The 14863-nt window shown below is 64.3% G+C and carries 15 protein-coding genes and 1 pseudogene; 13 read left to right on the plus strand and 3 right to left on the minus strand.

Translation table 11 applies throughout. From position 1 onward, the window contains the following. Positions 1 to 42 precede the first annotated feature (42 nt). Positions 43 to 633: pseudogene (locus ACFEMD_RS19120) on the minus strand (MFS transporter); the annotation flags it as partial. A 179-nt stretch (positions 634 to 812) separates the two neighbouring features. Between ACFEMD_RS19120 and ACFEMD_RS19125 the strand changes: the two are divergent. From ACFEMD_RS19125 to ACFEMD_RS19150, 6 genes are all read left to right on the plus strand, one after another. Then, a complete protein-coding gene (locus ACFEMD_RS19125) occupies positions 813 to 1484 on the plus strand; it encodes a helix-turn-helix domain-containing protein (RefSeq protein WP_394742881.1) in 672 nt (223 codons plus the stop codon). A gap of 75 nt (positions 1485 to 1559) precedes the next feature. Further along, positions 1560 to 1778, plus strand: coding sequence for a hypothetical protein (locus ACFEMD_RS19130; RefSeq protein ID WP_394742882.1), 219 nt, complete (start codon positions 1560 to 1562; stop codon positions 1776 to 1778). Positions 1779 to 1992: 214 nt separating this feature from the next. Then, entirely contained in the window at positions 1993 to 2415 is a 423-nt protein-coding gene (locus ACFEMD_RS19135) for a hypothetical protein (protein ID WP_394742883.1), read from the plus strand. A gap of 166 nt (positions 2416 to 2581) precedes the next feature. Beyond that, the gene (locus ACFEMD_RS19140) at positions 2582 to 3370 is read left to right on the plus strand and encodes a helix-turn-helix transcriptional regulator (RefSeq protein ID WP_394742884.1); all 789 of its coding nucleotides are present in this window, start codon (positions 2582 to 2584) and stop codon (positions 3368 to 3370) included. A 352-nt stretch (positions 3371 to 3722) separates the two neighbouring features. Beyond that, positions 3723 to 6188 (plus strand): CARDB domain-containing protein, encoded by a 2466-nt coding sequence (locus ACFEMD_RS19145; RefSeq protein WP_394742885.1) that lies wholly within the window; start codon positions 3723 to 3725, stop codon positions 6186 to 6188. Positions 6189 to 6197: 9 nt separating this feature from the next. Beyond that, a complete protein-coding gene (locus ACFEMD_RS19150) occupies positions 6198 to 6344 on the plus strand; it encodes an FmdB family zinc ribbon protein (protein ID WP_005557277.1) in 147 nt (48 codons plus the stop codon). 82 nt (positions 6345 to 6426) lie between these two features. Here the strand turns inward: ACFEMD_RS19150 and ACFEMD_RS19155 are convergent, their stop codons facing one another. Next, positions 6427 to 6768, minus strand: a complete 342-nt coding sequence (locus ACFEMD_RS19155) for a cupin domain-containing protein (RefSeq protein ID WP_394742886.1) — start codon at positions 6766 to 6768, stop codon at positions 6427 to 6429. 90 nt (positions 6769 to 6858) lie between these two features. Here ACFEMD_RS19155 and ACFEMD_RS19160 point away from each other — a divergent pair, with 90 nt between their 5' ends. The 7 genes from ACFEMD_RS19160 (at position 6859) to ACFEMD_RS19190 (ending at position 12634) form a co-directional block, all read left to right on the plus strand. Further along, positions 6859 to 7755, plus strand: a complete 897-nt coding sequence (locus ACFEMD_RS19160) for an ABC transporter substrate-binding protein (protein ID WP_394742887.1) — start codon at positions 6859 to 6861, stop codon at positions 7753 to 7755. 5 nt (positions 7756 to 7760) lie between these two features. Then, positions 7761 to 8762: an ABC transporter substrate-binding protein gene (locus tag ACFEMD_RS19165; RefSeq protein ID WP_394742888.1), complete on the plus strand. Its 1002-nt coding sequence runs from the start codon at positions 7761 to 7763 to the stop codon at positions 8760 to 8762. A gap of 2 nt (positions 8763 to 8764) precedes the next feature. Beyond that, on the plus strand, positions 8765 to 9730 hold the full coding sequence (locus tag ACFEMD_RS19170; RefSeq protein ID WP_394742889.1) for an ABC transporter substrate-binding protein: 966 nt from the start codon (positions 8765 to 8767) through the stop codon (positions 9728 to 9730). A gap of 2 nt (positions 9731 to 9732) precedes the next feature. Beyond that, the gene (locus ACFEMD_RS19175) at positions 9733 to 10161 is read left to right on the plus strand and encodes a VOC family protein (protein WP_394742890.1); all 429 of its coding nucleotides are present in this window, start codon (positions 9733 to 9735) and stop codon (positions 10159 to 10161) included. A 105-nt stretch (positions 10162 to 10266) separates the two neighbouring features. Beyond that, positions 10267 to 10890 carry a class I SAM-dependent methyltransferase gene (locus ACFEMD_RS19180; RefSeq protein ID WP_394742891.1) on the plus strand — a complete coding sequence of 208 codons (624 nt, stop codon included), beginning with the start codon at positions 10267 to 10269 and terminating at the stop codon, positions 10888 to 10890. Between the two features lie 425 nt (positions 10891 to 11315). Further along, a complete protein-coding gene (locus tag ACFEMD_RS19185) occupies positions 11316 to 12191 on the plus strand; it encodes a ParA family protein (protein WP_394742892.1) in 876 nt (291 codons plus the stop codon). Then, on the plus strand, positions 12188 to 12634 hold the full coding sequence (locus tag ACFEMD_RS19190) for a hypothetical protein (protein ID WP_394742893.1): 447 nt from the start codon (positions 12188 to 12190) through the stop codon (positions 12632 to 12634). Before ACFEMD_RS19185 ends, ACFEMD_RS19190 begins: the two co-directional genes overlap by 4 nt. 564 nt (positions 12635 to 13198) lie before the next feature. On the opposite strand, the gene ACFEMD_RS19195 is transcribed toward ACFEMD_RS19190, so the two are convergent. Further along, on the minus strand, positions 13199 to 14413 hold the full coding sequence (locus ACFEMD_RS19195) for a Cdc6/Cdc18 family protein (RefSeq protein WP_394742894.1): 1215 nt from the start codon (positions 14411 to 14413) through the stop codon (positions 13199 to 13201). Positions 14414 to 14863 lie beyond the last annotated feature (450 nt).

A 14863-nucleotide genomic window follows, 5' to 3' on the forward strand; every position in this document is an offset into this window, starting at 1 on the left:
GCGGGCTCGGGTTCTTCGAAACCGCGCGAACGCGGAGCACGGCTACCGATAGGCCTCGAACTCCTGGCCGAAGAGCGCGAAGTAGACGACACCGATCATGCCGATGACGGTGGCGATCGTAAAGGAGAGTTCGGGATCGACGAACTGCCAGAGGAATCCACCTAGCGCGCCGCTGGGAATCACGATTGCACCGCGGATCAGGTAGTACGATCCCGTTACGCGGCCGCCTGCGCCCTTCTCGGCGGGCCCGACCACGAGCGCCTTGTGAGCGGGCAGGCCGGCAAAGCGCAGCCCCGAGAAGGCAAACAGCGCGATCAAAAGCCACGTTTCGTCGATTCCGCCGACGTACTGGGGACCGAAGATCAGCAGTACCGGGAAGATCGCGTAGACGAAAAAGCCCAGCCCGACGACCGGTTTGAGCCCGACGTACTCGGCGAACTTCGCCGCCGGCGCCATCGTCAGCAGCGCGACCAGCATCTCAGTGCTCAAGAGGAGGCCGAAGAAGGCCGCGGGCGAGAGGTCGATCGTCCCGACGACGGAAAGGGAGAGCGTCAGTCCGATCTCGAGTAGCTGGATGATCACGAGGATGAAGAAGGCGTACACCATCCCGTTGGCGAAGCGGACGAACGTGTCAACGTTTGCGGACCGTTGCCAACGGTCGTACGTCCGTCGTCGATCGACAGTGTGTCCGTTGCTCTATTTATGAAATAAATCATACGGTAGTTACGCCACAATGGCGGTCGGAAGCTCGAAACGGCGTTGTTGCAGTGGCAGGTGCGGGTTTTCAGTGTCTCGAGCGGAAGGGGACGTGTATGAGCGTCGTCGCCGAGTTCACAATTTCCGCCGACGCCTTCGCACTGGAACACACTTTCGAGGCCGTTCCCGACGCGACCGTCGAGATCGAACGCCTCGCAACCCACAGCCGCGAGTGGGTGATGCCGTTCCTGTGGGTAACGAGCGACGACCTCGAAGCCGTAGAGCGCGCCCTCGAGGCCGATCCCGATATCGAGGAGGTCCAAACCCTCAACGTCGCCGACGGCATCGGCTACTTCAACGTTCACTGGAGCGAACACCTCCAGCAGCTGATCGACGAGATCGTCGACCAACACGGCATCATACAGGAGACCGAAGCGAAGGACGGACGCTGGTACCTCAAGCTCAAGTTCGTCGACGAGAGCGTCCTCGAGGAGTTCGAGGCACACTTCCGCGGGCGGGATCGCGCGTTCGAACTCCAGCGTCTGTACCGGGGCATCGAACCGAAGGAACGGCGATACGACCTCACGCCGGAACAGCGGGAGGTGCTCACGACCGCCCAGGAGATGGGCTACTTCGAGGTTCCCCGCGAGACCCAGATCGAAGAGCTGGCCGCGGAGCTCGGCATCTCGACGAACTCGGTCTCCCAGCGACTGCGTCGGGCGACGGACAACCTCGTCGGGAACACTCTCACCGTCTCGACTCCAAGTGAGATGTCGAATGCGAGATGAAGTCCCTACCCCTATATAACTACTCTCGATTTCAATGCAGAGTCGGTTTCGACGAGGACCGTCTTGGATCGATAAATGAGCGATCGTTCCAGCCGCAACACGGGGACTGATTCGGACGCCGACGCGGAGACGACGCGGAAAGTCGCAGCGATCTGTACCACCTGCGGGAAAGCCTACGCCTCCGAGCAGCGAACCGACGGAACCGTCCGGCCGATCGGACAGCGAACCGGGTGTGAGTGCGGCGAAACGTCGTTCGAGATCGTCGATTCGACGGAAACCGGCTTCGACGACTGAGCGGTCGCTTCGGACCCGCGACGGTAGCCCGTTTCGGCGGGACCGCACCCCTCCAGCGGCGAGACCGGGGCGGCTCTCGAGCGAGTGCGACGGTGAACGACGCGGGAAGCACGACTCGGCGAACGGGGATCGTTCGATCGACGAGGGGTGTTCGACGAACACGTGTTAGTTTGATGACGACGCCGACAGTACGACTCTTCGGTGGTTTCCAGCCATGTACACGGCGGATTCGGCTACGGACGGCGATTCGAGGACCGCGCCGCGGCGGCGAACGGTACTCGCGGCGCTGAGCGCGCTGACGGGGGTATCGGCGACCGGTTCCGCAACGGCAACGGCACAACGGGACGGCGGCCGGGTGGAGACTCGAGGCTGTGGCGACGAGGACCTCACGCCCGAGGACTGGTCGACCGGTGCGATGACCGTTCGCGCCTGCGAGGGCAGCAGCGGCGAAGTGACTCTCGAGGTCACCGGTAACGTCTCGACGGAGCGCTACGTGCGGGATCCGCGGCTGTTGCCCTCGAGCGAGACGCTGTTCGTGTCGGCGGGCCAGCGCGGCACCCTCTGGTTCACCGGGCGAATCGTGGGGCTCTCCTGTTCGAGTTCCGCGCTCAACATCGGGATCGCACACCGCGGGTGAGGCGCCACCGTACGACTCACCTGGTCTACCACTTACTCCCGTGTCGCGAGCGTTTGCGTCCCCTCGTCGCCGATAGAACAATTTTTCAGCCGATTCGGTTCGGATCGTGTTGACTAGAGTCAACTGTGTTCCCGGCAAAGCTATCAGTGTCGGGGTGAGTCCACACATGTCCACTACGGCGGGGGTCGACGGAATGTGCTTTCTGACGCAGTCGTCCGTTCGAATCCAGCTGCTCGAGACGCTGTACGACGAGCGACGACTCCGAAAGCGGGAGTTGCGAGAACGGTTCGACGCCTCTCGCGTGACGGTCCGGCGAAACGTTGCCGCGCTCGAGGAGCGGGACCTGGTTGCGGTAGCAGGACGGACCTGCGAGATCACTCCCCTCGGCGAGCTCGTGGTCGAGGACGTGCTTCCCGCGCTGTCGCTGGTCGACGTCGTCGAACGGCTACGGCCGTTCGTGCGGTGGTTTCCCGACGACGAACTCGAGTTCGATCTCCGGGCGCTCGAGGACGCGACGGTCGTCGCCGCGAACTCGAGCGATCCGTATGCGCCCGTGAACCGCCACATCGAGGCGATGGAGCGCGCCGATCGGTTCCGGTGTCTGCTTCCGGCCGTCGGGCTGCCGGCGATGACGGTGGCCCGCGACCGCGTCGTCGACGACGGGAGCAGCCACGAACTGATCTACGGTCGCGAGATCGCGGCGACGGTTCGGAGCCAGCCGGAGTACGAGCGACTGATCGACGAGATGCTCGAGTCCCGTAACTGCGAACTGTACGTCGCGGACCGCGGGGTCGAGTTCTACCTCGGCCTCTTCGAGGACGGCGTCCAGCTCGGCGTCGAAAACGACGACGGCGTCCCCCGGGCTCTCGTCGAGACCGACGCCGAGGCAGTTCGCGAGTGGGCCGAGCGGACCTACGACCGCTACCGAACGCGAGCCGACCCCTTGATACCCTGAACCGAGCGCCGACCGCTCTTTGAGCGACCGATCGAAGGGCGCGAGGAACACCCCCCGCTCTTCGATCGAGGGGTGTTCGCGGAACACCGAATACAACTTTTTCGTGTTGAGAGATAGCAAGTAGCATGGTTTGCCAGCGAAGGGAGCACACAGACCAGGCGGATGGCCATCGATGCGGAGCGGAGTCGAACGGGAGCGACCCGGGACGACGTCCACACGGGAGTCGTGTCGGTCGGTCGCCGGCCGGCGGTCCTCGAGCGGAGCGAGTGGCAGGCCCCTCGCCGGAAGGTGGCGGCCGACGGAGCGATGCTGCGGGACGCCCGCTCGAGAGCACGCATCGGGAGCGAGCACGATGAAAGATACCGAGCACGTGGAACGCGAGCCGTGCCGAAAGGGGTTCCCGGACGATCGAACGAAACCCGCGGACGGCCGGACTCCGACGGTAGGGAGACGGACGCTACTCCGGCTGGGTGCCGGGGCGGCCGCAGCCACGCAGGTCCCGTCCGCGCTCGCACAGTTCGACGACGAGGACGAAGGCGAGGGGGTTCCCGACGACGTCGTCGCGGCGATCGAGGACGGCGTCGCGGAGGGGATCGAAACCGCACGAGCGGAAGGTGTCGAAGCGAGCCCGGAACAGGAGGCCGCACTCGAGGAGAGCGCGCTCGAGGCGGCGGCCCGGTATCCGGAAGCCAGTCCCGACGCGATTCGGGCGGCGACGGCCGGCGCGGCGGAGGGCGCGTTGCTCCCGTCGGAACCGCTCGAGGCGGACGACGGGGACGGAGCGCTGCTAACGACGCTTTCGACGGCTCGCGGCTCGGCTCAGCCCCGGACCGCGACGCCCGTCGAGGCGATCAGACCGGCCGTAACTGGCGCCGTAGCGGGCGGGCTCTCTCAGTACCAGTCGGTGACCGTCGAACAGCTCCAGTACGTAACGAGGGGCGTCTGTGGCGGCGCGGTCGTTCAGCGACAGCGCGTAACCGTCCGGCAGGTACAGGTAGCCGCGTTCGGCGCCGCGCGAGGCTGCGTCCGTTCGATCGTCCAGTACCAGGAGGTTACCGTCGAGCAGATTCAGTACGTCGCCGACGGCACCGTACAGGGTTGTCTCACTGGTGTCGTCCAGCACCAGCGGGTGACTGTTCGACAGGTTCAGGCCGTCGCCTCCGGCGTCGCGCAGGGCGGGATCTCGGCAGCCGTCCAGTACCAGGAAGTCAACGTCGAGCAGGTCCAGTACCTGACCGGTGGTGCCGCGTGGGGTTGTCTCACGGGTATCGTCCAGCATCAGGAAGTGACCGTCGAACAGCTCCAGTACGCCGCAGCGGGGACGACTCAGGGAGCCGCCAGCGGCGTCGTCCAGCGTCAGACCGTCGACGTGCGGCAGGTCCAGTACGCCGCCCAGGGGGCCGCACAGGGCGCGGTACAGATCCAGGAGGTCGACGTACGGCAGGTCCAGTCGATGGCCTTCGGCACCTCGAGCGGCGTCGTCTCGCGCGCGGCCGACGCCACGCCGGAACAGCTCAGGTCGGCCGCCCTGGTAACGGATCGGACGGTCGGCGAACTCGTCCGCGATCGGCCCGTCTCCGACGAGGAACTGCAAGCGATCGCGGCCCACACCGCGGGGGAGACAGTAGAACACGCCGTCGAGACCGAGACCGACGACGAGGACGAACTCGAGCAGCGAGCGAGCGAGTCGGCCGAGGAGGGGTTCGACGATCCGGAGGAGCTCGAGGAGCCCGAGGACCGCCCGGAGGAACCCGACGAACTCGAGGATGAGGCGGAGTTCGAGGAACCGGAAGCGCTCGAGATCGCGGCGTTCGACGTCGACGACGCGGTCACCGTCGGCGAGGAGCTCGACGTGACCGTCGGGCTCCGGAACCTCGGCGACGAGACGGTCACCGAGGACGTCGTCCTGGAGATCGACGGGGAGGAGATCGAGACCGAATCGGTGGAAGTCGATGCCGAGAGCGAGGAGACCGTCGAGTTCGCCTACGAGACGAGCGACGACGACCTCGGCGATCCCGAGGTCGCAGCTCGGACCGACGACGACGAGGCGAGAGCGACCGTCGAGGTGAGCGACGACGCCGCGCCCGCGGAGTTCGCGGTCGAGGTCGTCGAGGCCGACGAACCGCTCGAGGCTGGAGAGACCCTCGCGGTGGTCGTCGAGGTCGAGAACACCGGTGACGAGGAAGCGACCCAGGAACTCGAGTTTTTCGTCGACGACGCGCTCGAGGACACCGAGTCGGTGACGCTTTCCGGCGGCGAGGTGGAGACGGTCGACTTCGAGTACGAGACCGAGCCTGCAGAGGACGATCGGGAGCTCGCGATCCGGGTCGAGAGCGAGGACGACTTCGAGTACGAGACCGAGCCTGCAGAGGACGATCGGGAGCTCGCGATCCGGGTCGAGAGCGAGGACGACGTCGACGAACGAACCGTACTGGTATCCGGGGTCGAAGAGGACGAGGAGCCTCCCGCCGACGAAACGGACGAGGATCCCCTCGAGGACGAAGACGAGCTGTCCGAGGAGCCGCCGACCGAGGAGGACCCGCTCGAGGATCCACCGATCGACGAGGACGACGATGACCCACCGACCGACGAGGACGATCCGCCCGAGGAGGGCAGTGAGGACCCCGCTCCCGACGGCGACGAGCCCGAGGAGCCCGACGAGGGACCGCCGAGCGAAACGGACGATCCCCTGGGCGACGGCGCGGGAACCGAGGAGGAAGGTGGTGACGACGCATCCGTCGACGGCGAAGAGACCGGGTCGGGGATCGGAGACGGCGCGGGACCTGAGGACGACCTGCCCGAAGACTCGTCGGCGTAAACGCGCAGAATGAACGTACTCGAGTCACTTCGGGAGCTGCTCGACGGCGACGACGTCGTCCTGTACGAGTGTCGCAGGTGCGGGACGACGTTCTCGACGGAGACGACCGAGTGTCCCCGATGTGAGTCGAACGAGATCGCTCGGTACGAGTGGTGAGCGACCGGACGTTTCGGCGCGGGTTCCGACTCGGACCGGGTTTCGAGGACGGCGGTGACGGTCCGGTGGCCGTCGGACGCGGTCAGCCATTACCCCAGTCGGGCCGTTCCCGCGGCGGAGCGAGGACGCCGATTCCGACAGCGGGGTCGGGTGATCGGTTCTCGGCACCGTGACGTTCCCGGCTCCGAAAGTGATAGCAGTCCCCGGGCTCGAGCCGCACCTCCTCGCCGTCGGCTATCGCGACCAGCGTCCCCTCGAGCATGTAGCCGATCTGTTCGTTGTCGTGTTCGTGAACCGGGAGGGCCGCTCCCGGATCGATGCGCCAGTACTTCACGCTCGCTTCTCGTCCCGTCGCGAGGTCCGCGAGGTAGACGCCGTCGTCGACCTCCTCGAAACCCGCGTCGCCGGTGTTCACCTTGTCCATGATATCACGACCCACGACATACATCCACAATGCTCCTTATAAAAGTTGACGAGAAAGGTTTATCAGTGAATTCGTGATCATTGTGACTGCATGGCAGACAATAACACGCTCAAACTGTTCCACCTCCCGTTCTCGTTCGTGTTGCCACAGCGGGTGGCGGTCGAACGGGGGTACTTCGAGGCCGAGGGACTCGACGTCGACCTGATCGAGCGCGACCGCGGGTCCGTCGAGATCAAGTACATCCCCGCCGAGGAGACGCTAACCGGCGACTACGAGGTCGACCTCTACCCGGTCTGCAAGTGGGAGAGCCTGAAGCGAACGTGGGGGATGGGCGACGGCGAGGTCGTCGCGAACGGCACCTTCGCCGACCAGCCCTACACCGTGTTCACCCGACCGGAGACCGCGATCGAGTCGCCGACCGATCTGGCCGGGGTCGACGTCGCCGTCAACCGCCGCACCGGCCAGGAGTACACCGCGATGCGGGCCCTCGAGGAACACGTCGCCCCCGAGGACGTCCACCTCGTCCACTACGGGATGCCGACCGATCGACTGCGGGCGCTGCGGGACGGCGAGGTCGACGCCGTCACGCTGCTGGATCCCCAGTCCACGCTGGCCGAGCAGCTGGGGTTCGAGCCCGTCCTCGAGTTCGAGAACCACATGGGGATCGTCGGCGGCGACGACATCGATTCCGACCTGCTCGAGGCGTACGTCGCGGCCTACGGCCGGGCCGTTCGCGATATCAACGAGGATCCGGCAGCGTTCCGCGAGGAGTACCTCGAGATGCTCGAGAAGGATGCCCGCGTCGCGCCCGACCTCTTCGAGGACGTCGACATGGACGCCCTTCGAGAGCGGGTGACGGTGCCGCGCTACGAGGTGCCGGAGCTCGCCGACCGGGACGATCTCGGCGCACAGCTCGAGTGGATGAAAGAGCGCGAACTGATCGACGACGAGGCCGAGATCGACGCCATCGTCGCCTCGCTGGGGTGATCGAGATGGCAGAATCAACTACCGTCGACATCGAGAGCCAGCAGGCCGAACTCGACACCTACCACGACGAGCCGGGCGATCGACCAGTCCTGCGGGCCCGCTTCGAGCACAACGGGAGTCCGCGGTACATGCTGTACACGATCAAACGGCTCGGGCTCGATCACGAGCACGGCTTTCACCTCGACGTACAGCTCGTTTCGGATTCCCTCGAGGGCGGCGTCGAGACCGTCGAGGCCAAACTGCAAGAGGGCGACGCCGACCTGATCGACATCGACTACATCTCGACGGCCCGCGAGCGCGCCGACGGGGCGCCGATCGTGGCGATCCATCCGTACGGACGGACCGTCGGCGGGCTCGTCACCCCCGAGGACTCGCCGATCGAGGACCTGACCGACCTCCGGGGGCGTCGGATCGGCGTCGTTCGCCGCCTCGACAAGAACTGGATCCTCGTGCGGGCCGCGTGCCGGGAGCGCCACGGGTTCGATCCCGACGAGGAGGCGACGCCCGTCGAGGCGGGCTCGAAGGTCGAGCTCACGCGGATGCTCCGGGACGGCGAGGTCGAGGGGATCCTCCAGTTCTGGCCGATCGTCCCCGAGATCACCGAAACGGGGCCCTATCGTGAGGTGTTGCCGATGGCCGAGCTCGTCCAGGATCTCTCCGAGACCGATCGGAAGCTCCCGATCTCTACGTTCCTGACCAGCGAACAGTACCTTTCGGAGAACCCCGATGCAGTACGTGGATTCAAAGGTGCCTACCGGGACGCCGTCGACCGACTGACGAGCGACGACGAGCTCTGGGCGGACATCGGCGAGCGCCTGATGTACGAGGACGATCCCGAGATCGTCCGGGCCGTCCGGGACGGCTGGCGGGACATGGTCGTCGCTGACTGGGACGCGGAGACGATCGACGGGATGGATCGGCTGTTCGACCACCTGCTCGAGGTCGCGGGCGCCGACGCGCTCGGCGTCGATCACGTACCCGACGACATGTTTCGGCTGGGGGAGTGAGAATGGAGTCGCTCACCTTCCAGCTCAACTGGGAACCGAACGGGTTCCAGGCGCCGTACTTCCTCGCCCGCGAGCGCGGGTTCTACGAGGAGGAGGGTGTCGACATCGCCTTCCTCGAGGGCCACGGCTCGCCGTTCGCCGCCGAGCAGGCGGCCAAGGGGGAGGCCGATATCGCCCTCGCCGGCGCCAGCGCCGTCCTCTCGGTACAGAGCCAGGGACACGATCCGCTCGCCGTCGCGGCGGTGACCGCGAAGACGCCGGCGGCGATCTACACGCTCCGAGACGTCTTCGGCGAACCCCTCGAGGCACCCGAACAGTTGGCCGGACGTACCGTCGCGCCGTCCGCGACGAAAACCAGGATTCTGACCGCCCAGCTCCTCGAGGACGTCGGCATCCGCGGGGAGGTCGACCTGCTCGAGGTCGATCCCCACACCCACCACCGCGTCCAGCACCAGGTGCTCGACGGCAGCGTCGACGCGGCCGTCGGCGTCGTCACCAACGGACTCGAACTCGAGGACGAACACGACCGGGTCGCCGACGAGCTGCCGATCGGGAACCATCTCCCCGTCTACGGGATGACGCTGGTCACGAACCCCGCCTTCGCCCACGAGGAATCCGAGACCGTGAGCGCGTTCCTCCGGGCGACCGCCCGCGGCTGGGCCGAGGCGACGGCCGATCCCGACGCCGCGATCGACGCCTTGGTTGCGCGGAACGCGACCCTCGAGCGACGCCGCTGGATCGAGCGCGAGAAGTTCGAGACGGCCGCCAGAGATCTCCAGTTCAGCCCCCACGTCGAGGACGCCGGCTGGGGGAACCACGACGGGGCACGCTGGCGACGCCTCGCGAGCGCGCTCGCCGAGACCGACCTCCTCGAGGGCGAGATCGATCCCGACGCCGCGTGGACGAACGACTACCTCGATACCGAGACGCCGGTCGTTCGGGAGTACGCCCAACGGGTGAGGCGGTAACGATGCGAGCCGTCGATCACATCAACGTCGACGTCGATGACCTCGAGGCGACGTACCCGTTCTACCGCGACGAGCTCGGGCTGTCGGTCCGGCGGCCGCCGGAAGAGTTCGACGGCGAGCACGCCATGTTCGCGGTCGGCGACACCGTCGTGACGCTCGCCGAGACGGGACGGGCCGACGGCTGGGACCCCGCTGCTCTCGAGCATCCCCTCGACAAGGCACACCTCGCGTTCGAGACCGACCGGGGAAGGTACGAGGAGTTCGTCGCCGAACTCGACGGACAGTTTCCCAACCAGGGCCCCTACGACTGGGACGAGTTCGAGGGATTCTACTTCCTCGATCCGGACGGCAACCTGCTCGAGGTGATCACCTACGATCCCCCGGCGGACGGACGCGAACGGGACCTGCTCACGCACGACGACGTGACGTAGGCGTCGGTCGGGGTCGTGGATATCAACCGGAACCGGACCTCCGAAGCGGTGCCGGTACCGACTGAGACCGAGACCTCCAAGACGGTCGGTTTCGACTGGATCCGTATGACCGACGACCGCAGTCGCTGGAACGAGAAGTACGACGACCCAGGGTTCGAGCTACCCGAGCAGCCGATCCCCGAACTCGAGTCCCGGGTCGAGACGCTGCCGGACGGCCGCGCACTCGACGTCGCGACCGGGACCGGTCGCAACGCGCTCTACCTCGCCGAACGGGGGTACGACGTCGACGCGGTCGACGTCTCCGACGAAGCCCTCGAACGGGCGGAGGAGCGAGCCGCGGAGCGGGGCGTCGACGTCGACTGGATCCGTGCGGATCTCGAGGAGTTCGATCCCGAACCCGACGCCTACGACGTGATCACCGTGAGCTTCTTCGCCGCGCTCGAGTTCCTCCCCGATCTGAAGGAGGCGCTCGCGCCGGGCGGAGTCCTGGTCTACGAACATCACCTGCGCTCGACCGACGACGTCGAGATCGGACCCTCGAGCAAGCGCCACCGGTACCGTTCGAACGACCTGCTCCGCGCGTGTCTCGACCTGACGATCCTTCACTACGAGGAGCGCGTGCGAACCGTCACCGACGGAACCGCTGCGGTTGTAACGCTGATCGCGCGAAACTCGAGCGGCGGGACCCAGTCGTATCCGAATCTCACCGAAGCGGACGAGACGTCGTAGCGAACCATCACCTCGGGCCGCCGATATCGCCGCAGGAGATCCCGCCGGGAAACTACCTACGAAGACATCCTTTCCGTAGTCCGCTATCGAAGACAGATATCTTAGATCCATAGAATACATTCATAGACGAGTGCCTTAGAGAATCATCTTAGGTTCTTGTCTTAGGATTACGCTATAGGTGAGCTACGGGGGCAAGATCGAAATCGAAGCGACGTTCGACAGCGTCGATCCGTGGATATCGTCGCACTCGAAGACGTATAGTGGGATCTAACCTCTTCCCCTACTTCCGGAACAGTTTCTAAATATCTTAGATTGTGGTCTTAGATTAGATTTGTATATATTCACCAAAGGTGTGTGACTTACCTGTCAGTCGTAGATTAGTTGTCTGACGTACTTTCATATCTGAGCGGTGACTTCCAGGAAGTATGCTCTCGTATACGGTTTACTCCGAGGCGGGGGGTGTCGGGAAATCGTCGCTGGCGGCGAACCTCGCCGTCGCGCACGCTCGAGCGGGACTGGACGTGCTCGTCGTTCCGCTCGACCCCCAAGACGGCGACCTCAGTCGACTGCTCGGCGTCGACGAGGAGCGCGCGGATCAGGACGTCGACAACCTCGTTCGTCACCTCGTCGACAGCGGAAAGGGGTCGTTCGACGGACTGATCCGATCGGCGGAGGGCGTCGACATCGTCCCCGAGCATAACATGCTCTCGGATCTGTCGAACCACCTCGCGCGCGAGAAACGGAAAGCCGAGGAGCTCGGCGACGCGTACAATATCTACGCACAGCTCCAGCGAGTACTTCGAGAGGGCGGCGTCGCCGAGGAGTACGACGTGTTGATCTGTGATCCGCCGGCGACCGAGTCCGATCACCTCTATAATGCGATCTACGCGACCCGAAACCTCGTGCTCCCGGTCGAGCCGAGCGCGAAGGGACGAGCCTCCGTCGATGGCCTCGAGGAACTCGCGAGCAACTTCGCCGACCAGATGGGTATCGAGGTCGGCGTCCTGGCGGCTGTTCCGAACGGATTCAAGCGGACGAACGACCAGACGGCGCTGATCGAGGAGATCGAGTTCCCCACTCCGGAGGTGCTCCCCGACCGAACCTCCCTGATGGAGGGCTGTTGGAAGGAGCAGTGCTCCGCGTTCGAGTTCGTTCGCGAACACCGTGATCGCCGTCGCGACTACGAACTCGAGACGCTGGCGCAGTTCGATCGCCTCGCTCGCTACCTCGAGGATCAGGCCGGGATCGACGCACCGAACCCGCCGGAACCGGGCGCACTCGAGGAGGTGCCGACGGCATGAGCGGATTCAAAAGCGGCGCGAGCAGCGACGATCCGTTCGGCAGCGAGGACGAGAGCGACGACGAAGAGAGCGAGCCAGCCAGTACCGGATCCGGCGCCGAACGATCATCCGCCCAGTCGGCGGGTGGGTCGGATACCGATCTTCAGAGCCCAGAATCAACAGAAGGCGACTCGAGCGCCAGTGAGTCGGGTGGTGGCTCGTCGGGTAGATTGCCGTGGATCTACAGACGCGATAGCATCTCCGACGACCGACCGAAGACGGTCCAGCTACACCTTCAGGAGTCGACGCTCGACCACCAGCGCGAGACTCGCCGAACTCTCGAGGGGGAGCTCGGCGAGTCCGTCAAGAAGGCCGACCTCCGAGAGGCCGCCCTTCTCGTCGGAATGACCCGCATCGACGAGGTCGCCGACGTACTCCGCGACTGGGGTTACGACTTCGAGTGACCGCTCACCTCTCGAACCGAAACCGGCTCGAAGTTCGCTGGAGTAGCAGTCGGAGCAGTGATCCAAGCCGAGAACCAGTATATCGTATATCGCGATATGCATATTGAACCGTTCGGAGAATCGCCTCGCTCTCGCTATGGACCGTCACCACGGGGTTTCACTACCGAGAACCAGTCAATCTCATAACACTAGTCAGACACACCTCGTTTCCGGTGAAATGGACCTGCGCGAAGGCCAGTTATCGAAGGTACCAGAAACCGCCGGTTGGGCGGACTTTCACCGGAACCCCGGTGTGTCGACGGGCGAACGTTGTCGTCGACGGGGACACCATCTTTCCGGTGGAAAGCTGGACGGGGTGGTTAGATCGGAGATAAGTGCGCTGTAGCCGGAGATCTCAGAACCGAGAATCAGCAGAAGTGCGGTCGGTCGAATCGGACTTGTACGACGGACGAAGACACACCGAATTTCCGGTGGAGGAGCACACCATATTTCCGGTGAATCAAGCCGTTTTCTTTCCACAAACGGATGGTTCCATCACGATCGATCGGAACGGTCGTTCGGGAACTACTCAACGGTGTCCTCGAGGACGTTTTTGACCACTTTGGGATCCTCGAGGAGCGTGTGTTCGGTGTAACTGCCCTCCGCGCTCCCCCCGCTGTGGCGGGTCTGCTCGAGGATGTCGAGGAAGGCGTGTTCCTTCAGGAGGTCACGGACGCGGCGAAGCGAGAGCGCCTCGGTTCCCTCCTGTCGGCAGATCTGTTCGTAGACGTCGTAGATGCGCGTGGTTCTGAACCCGCTGTTCTCGACGCCTTCGTCCTCCCGCTGTTGGTCGAGCGAGAGCACCGTCAACGCCTGCAGGACGTACCGGGAGTGAGGGGTCGAGCCGCGGATAAGTTCGCGGAATCGGTCGACCTCCGCGCGTTCCCGAGCCTGAACGACGAACTCCTCGCGAACGGTCTCCGTGCCCCGAGTCTGGGCGATCTCGCCGGCGTACCGGAGGATGTCGATCGCCTTGCGCGCGTCGCCGTGCTCGCGGGCCGCCAGCGCGGCGGCCCGTGGAATTACCGCGTCCTCCAGCACGCCCTTTCGGAACGCATCGCTTCTGGCGGTCATGATCTTGTTGAGCTGACTCGCGTTGTACGGCGGGAAGACGAACTCCCGTTCGCAGAGGCTCGATTTGACCCGCTCGTCCATCCGATCCTTGTACTTGATTTTGTTGCTGATCCCCATAACGCCGATCTTGCAGTTTCTGACCTTTCCCGCCTCGCCCGCTCGGGAGAGCTGCATCAGGATCGCGTCGTCCTCGAGTTTGTCGATCTCGTCGAGGATGATGAGCGCAACGTCGTACTCCTCGTTGAGTAGACGCCAGAGTCGTTTGTAGTACGTCGCCGTGCTGATCCCCTTATCCGGAATGTAGATGTCCGTCTTCTCGGTGTTGACCGAGCTCGCGATCGTCTGGACGGCCTGGGTCTCGGTGGTATCCTGTGCGCAGTCGACGTACGCGAAGACTGCGTTGATGTCTTCTTCCTTCGCGGTTTCGACGAGTCGTCTGGAGATATACTTCGCACAGAGGGATTTTCCGGTCCCGGTCTTTCCGTAGATGAGGACGTTGCTCGGACTCTGGCCGAAGATCGCCGGATTGACCGCGTTAGCGAGATGGCTGATCTCCTCGTCCCGACCGACGATACGACCCTCGTCCGGGAGGTGACTGATCTCGAGGAGTTCCTTGTTGACGAAGATCGGATCCTCCCGGACGAACAGGTCATCGGACTCGGGCATTGATTCAGACACCGTGTTTCCGGTGAATCAACTTGAGGGTTTCGACGAGTGGGATCGGCCGGCCGCACACACACACCACGTTTCCGGTGAAATGGGCTCCGAGGGTGGGTGGGGTGGAGGGGAAACGGGGGTTGACGAGGAGTCGAGAGCCAGTCATCGGAAGATAGGACCCGATGCGCGACTAGACTTCACACATCAATCTAGACGTGAGAGGCAGCGAGTTCGACTCGAGAGTACGATTACTTGGGTGATCATTATCACCCTTTTCAGAATGTGATTCAGCCAATGGACTGTATGCACTACTATCTAATAAAACCACTAGAAAGATGAACCAAAAGATCTAGATCTCCAAACTAGAAACTTCCGACAGTTACCGCCAAACTCGTTCTCACTCCCCTCCCTCTCGAGCCGTTTCACCGGAAACGTGGTGTGTGTGTGCGATCCAGCGAT

This window comes from Natronococcus roseus (genome assembly GCF_043677095.1).
GTDB classification, from domain to species: Archaea; Halobacteriota; Halobacteria; order Halobacteriales; family Natrialbaceae; genus Natronococcus; species Natronococcus roseus.

What these genes read in the sequence shown, in the direction of transcription:
- ACFEMD_RS19140 (WP_394742884.1), top strand. Translation starts at nt 2,582, where the DNA reads ATGTCCACTACGGCGGGGGTCGACGGAATGTGCTTTCTGACGCAGTCG.
- ACFEMD_RS19165 (WP_394742888.1), top strand. Translation starts at nt 7,761, where the DNA reads ATGGCAGAATCAACTACCGTCGACATCGAGAGCCAGCAGGCCGAACTC.
- ACFEMD_RS19170 (WP_394742889.1), top strand. Translation starts at nt 8,765, where the DNA reads ATGGAGTCGCTCACCTTCCAGCTCAACTGGGAACCGAACGGGTTCCAG.
- ACFEMD_RS19175 (WP_394742890.1), top strand. Translation starts at nt 9,733, where the DNA reads ATGCGAGCCGTCGATCACATCAACGTCGACGTCGATGACCTCGAGGCG.
- ACFEMD_RS19180 (WP_394742891.1), top strand. Translation starts at nt 10,267, where the DNA reads ATGACCGACGACCGCAGTCGCTGGAACGAGAAGTACGACGACCCAGGG.
- ACFEMD_RS19135 (WP_394742883.1), top strand. Translation starts at nt 1,993, where the DNA reads ATGTACACGGCGGATTCGGCTACGGACGGCGATTCGAGGACCGCGCCG.
- ACFEMD_RS19190 (WP_394742893.1), top strand. Translation starts at nt 12,188, where the DNA reads ATGAGCGGATTCAAAAGCGGCGCGAGCAGCGACGATCCGTTCGGCAGC.
- ACFEMD_RS19155 (WP_394742886.1), bottom strand. Translation starts at nt 6,768, where the DNA reads ATGGACAAGGTGAACACCGGCGACGCGGGTTTCGAGGAGGTCGACGAC.
- ACFEMD_RS19125 (WP_394742881.1), top strand. Translation starts at nt 813, where the DNA reads ATGAGCGTCGTCGCCGAGTTCACAATTTCCGCCGACGCCTTCGCACTG.
- ACFEMD_RS19150 (WP_005557277.1), top strand. Translation starts at nt 6,198, where the DNA reads ATGAACGTACTCGAGTCACTTCGGGAGCTGCTCGACGGCGACGACGTC.
- ACFEMD_RS19160 (WP_394742887.1), top strand. Translation starts at nt 6,859, where the DNA reads ATGGCAGACAATAACACGCTCAAACTGTTCCACCTCCCGTTCTCGTTC.
- ACFEMD_RS19145 (WP_394742885.1), top strand. Translation starts at nt 3,723, where the DNA reads ATGAAAGATACCGAGCACGTGGAACGCGAGCCGTGCCGAAAGGGGTTC.
- ACFEMD_RS19195 (WP_394742894.1), bottom strand. Translation starts at nt 14,413, where the DNA reads ATGCCCGAGTCCGATGACCTGTTCGTCCGGGAGGATCCGATCTTCGTC.
- ACFEMD_RS19130 (WP_394742882.1), top strand. Translation starts at nt 1,560, where the DNA reads ATGAGCGATCGTTCCAGCCGCAACACGGGGACTGATTCGGACGCCGAC.
- ACFEMD_RS19185 (WP_394742892.1), top strand. Translation starts at nt 11,316, where the DNA reads ATGCTCTCGTATACGGTTTACTCCGAGGCGGGGGGTGTCGGGAAATCG.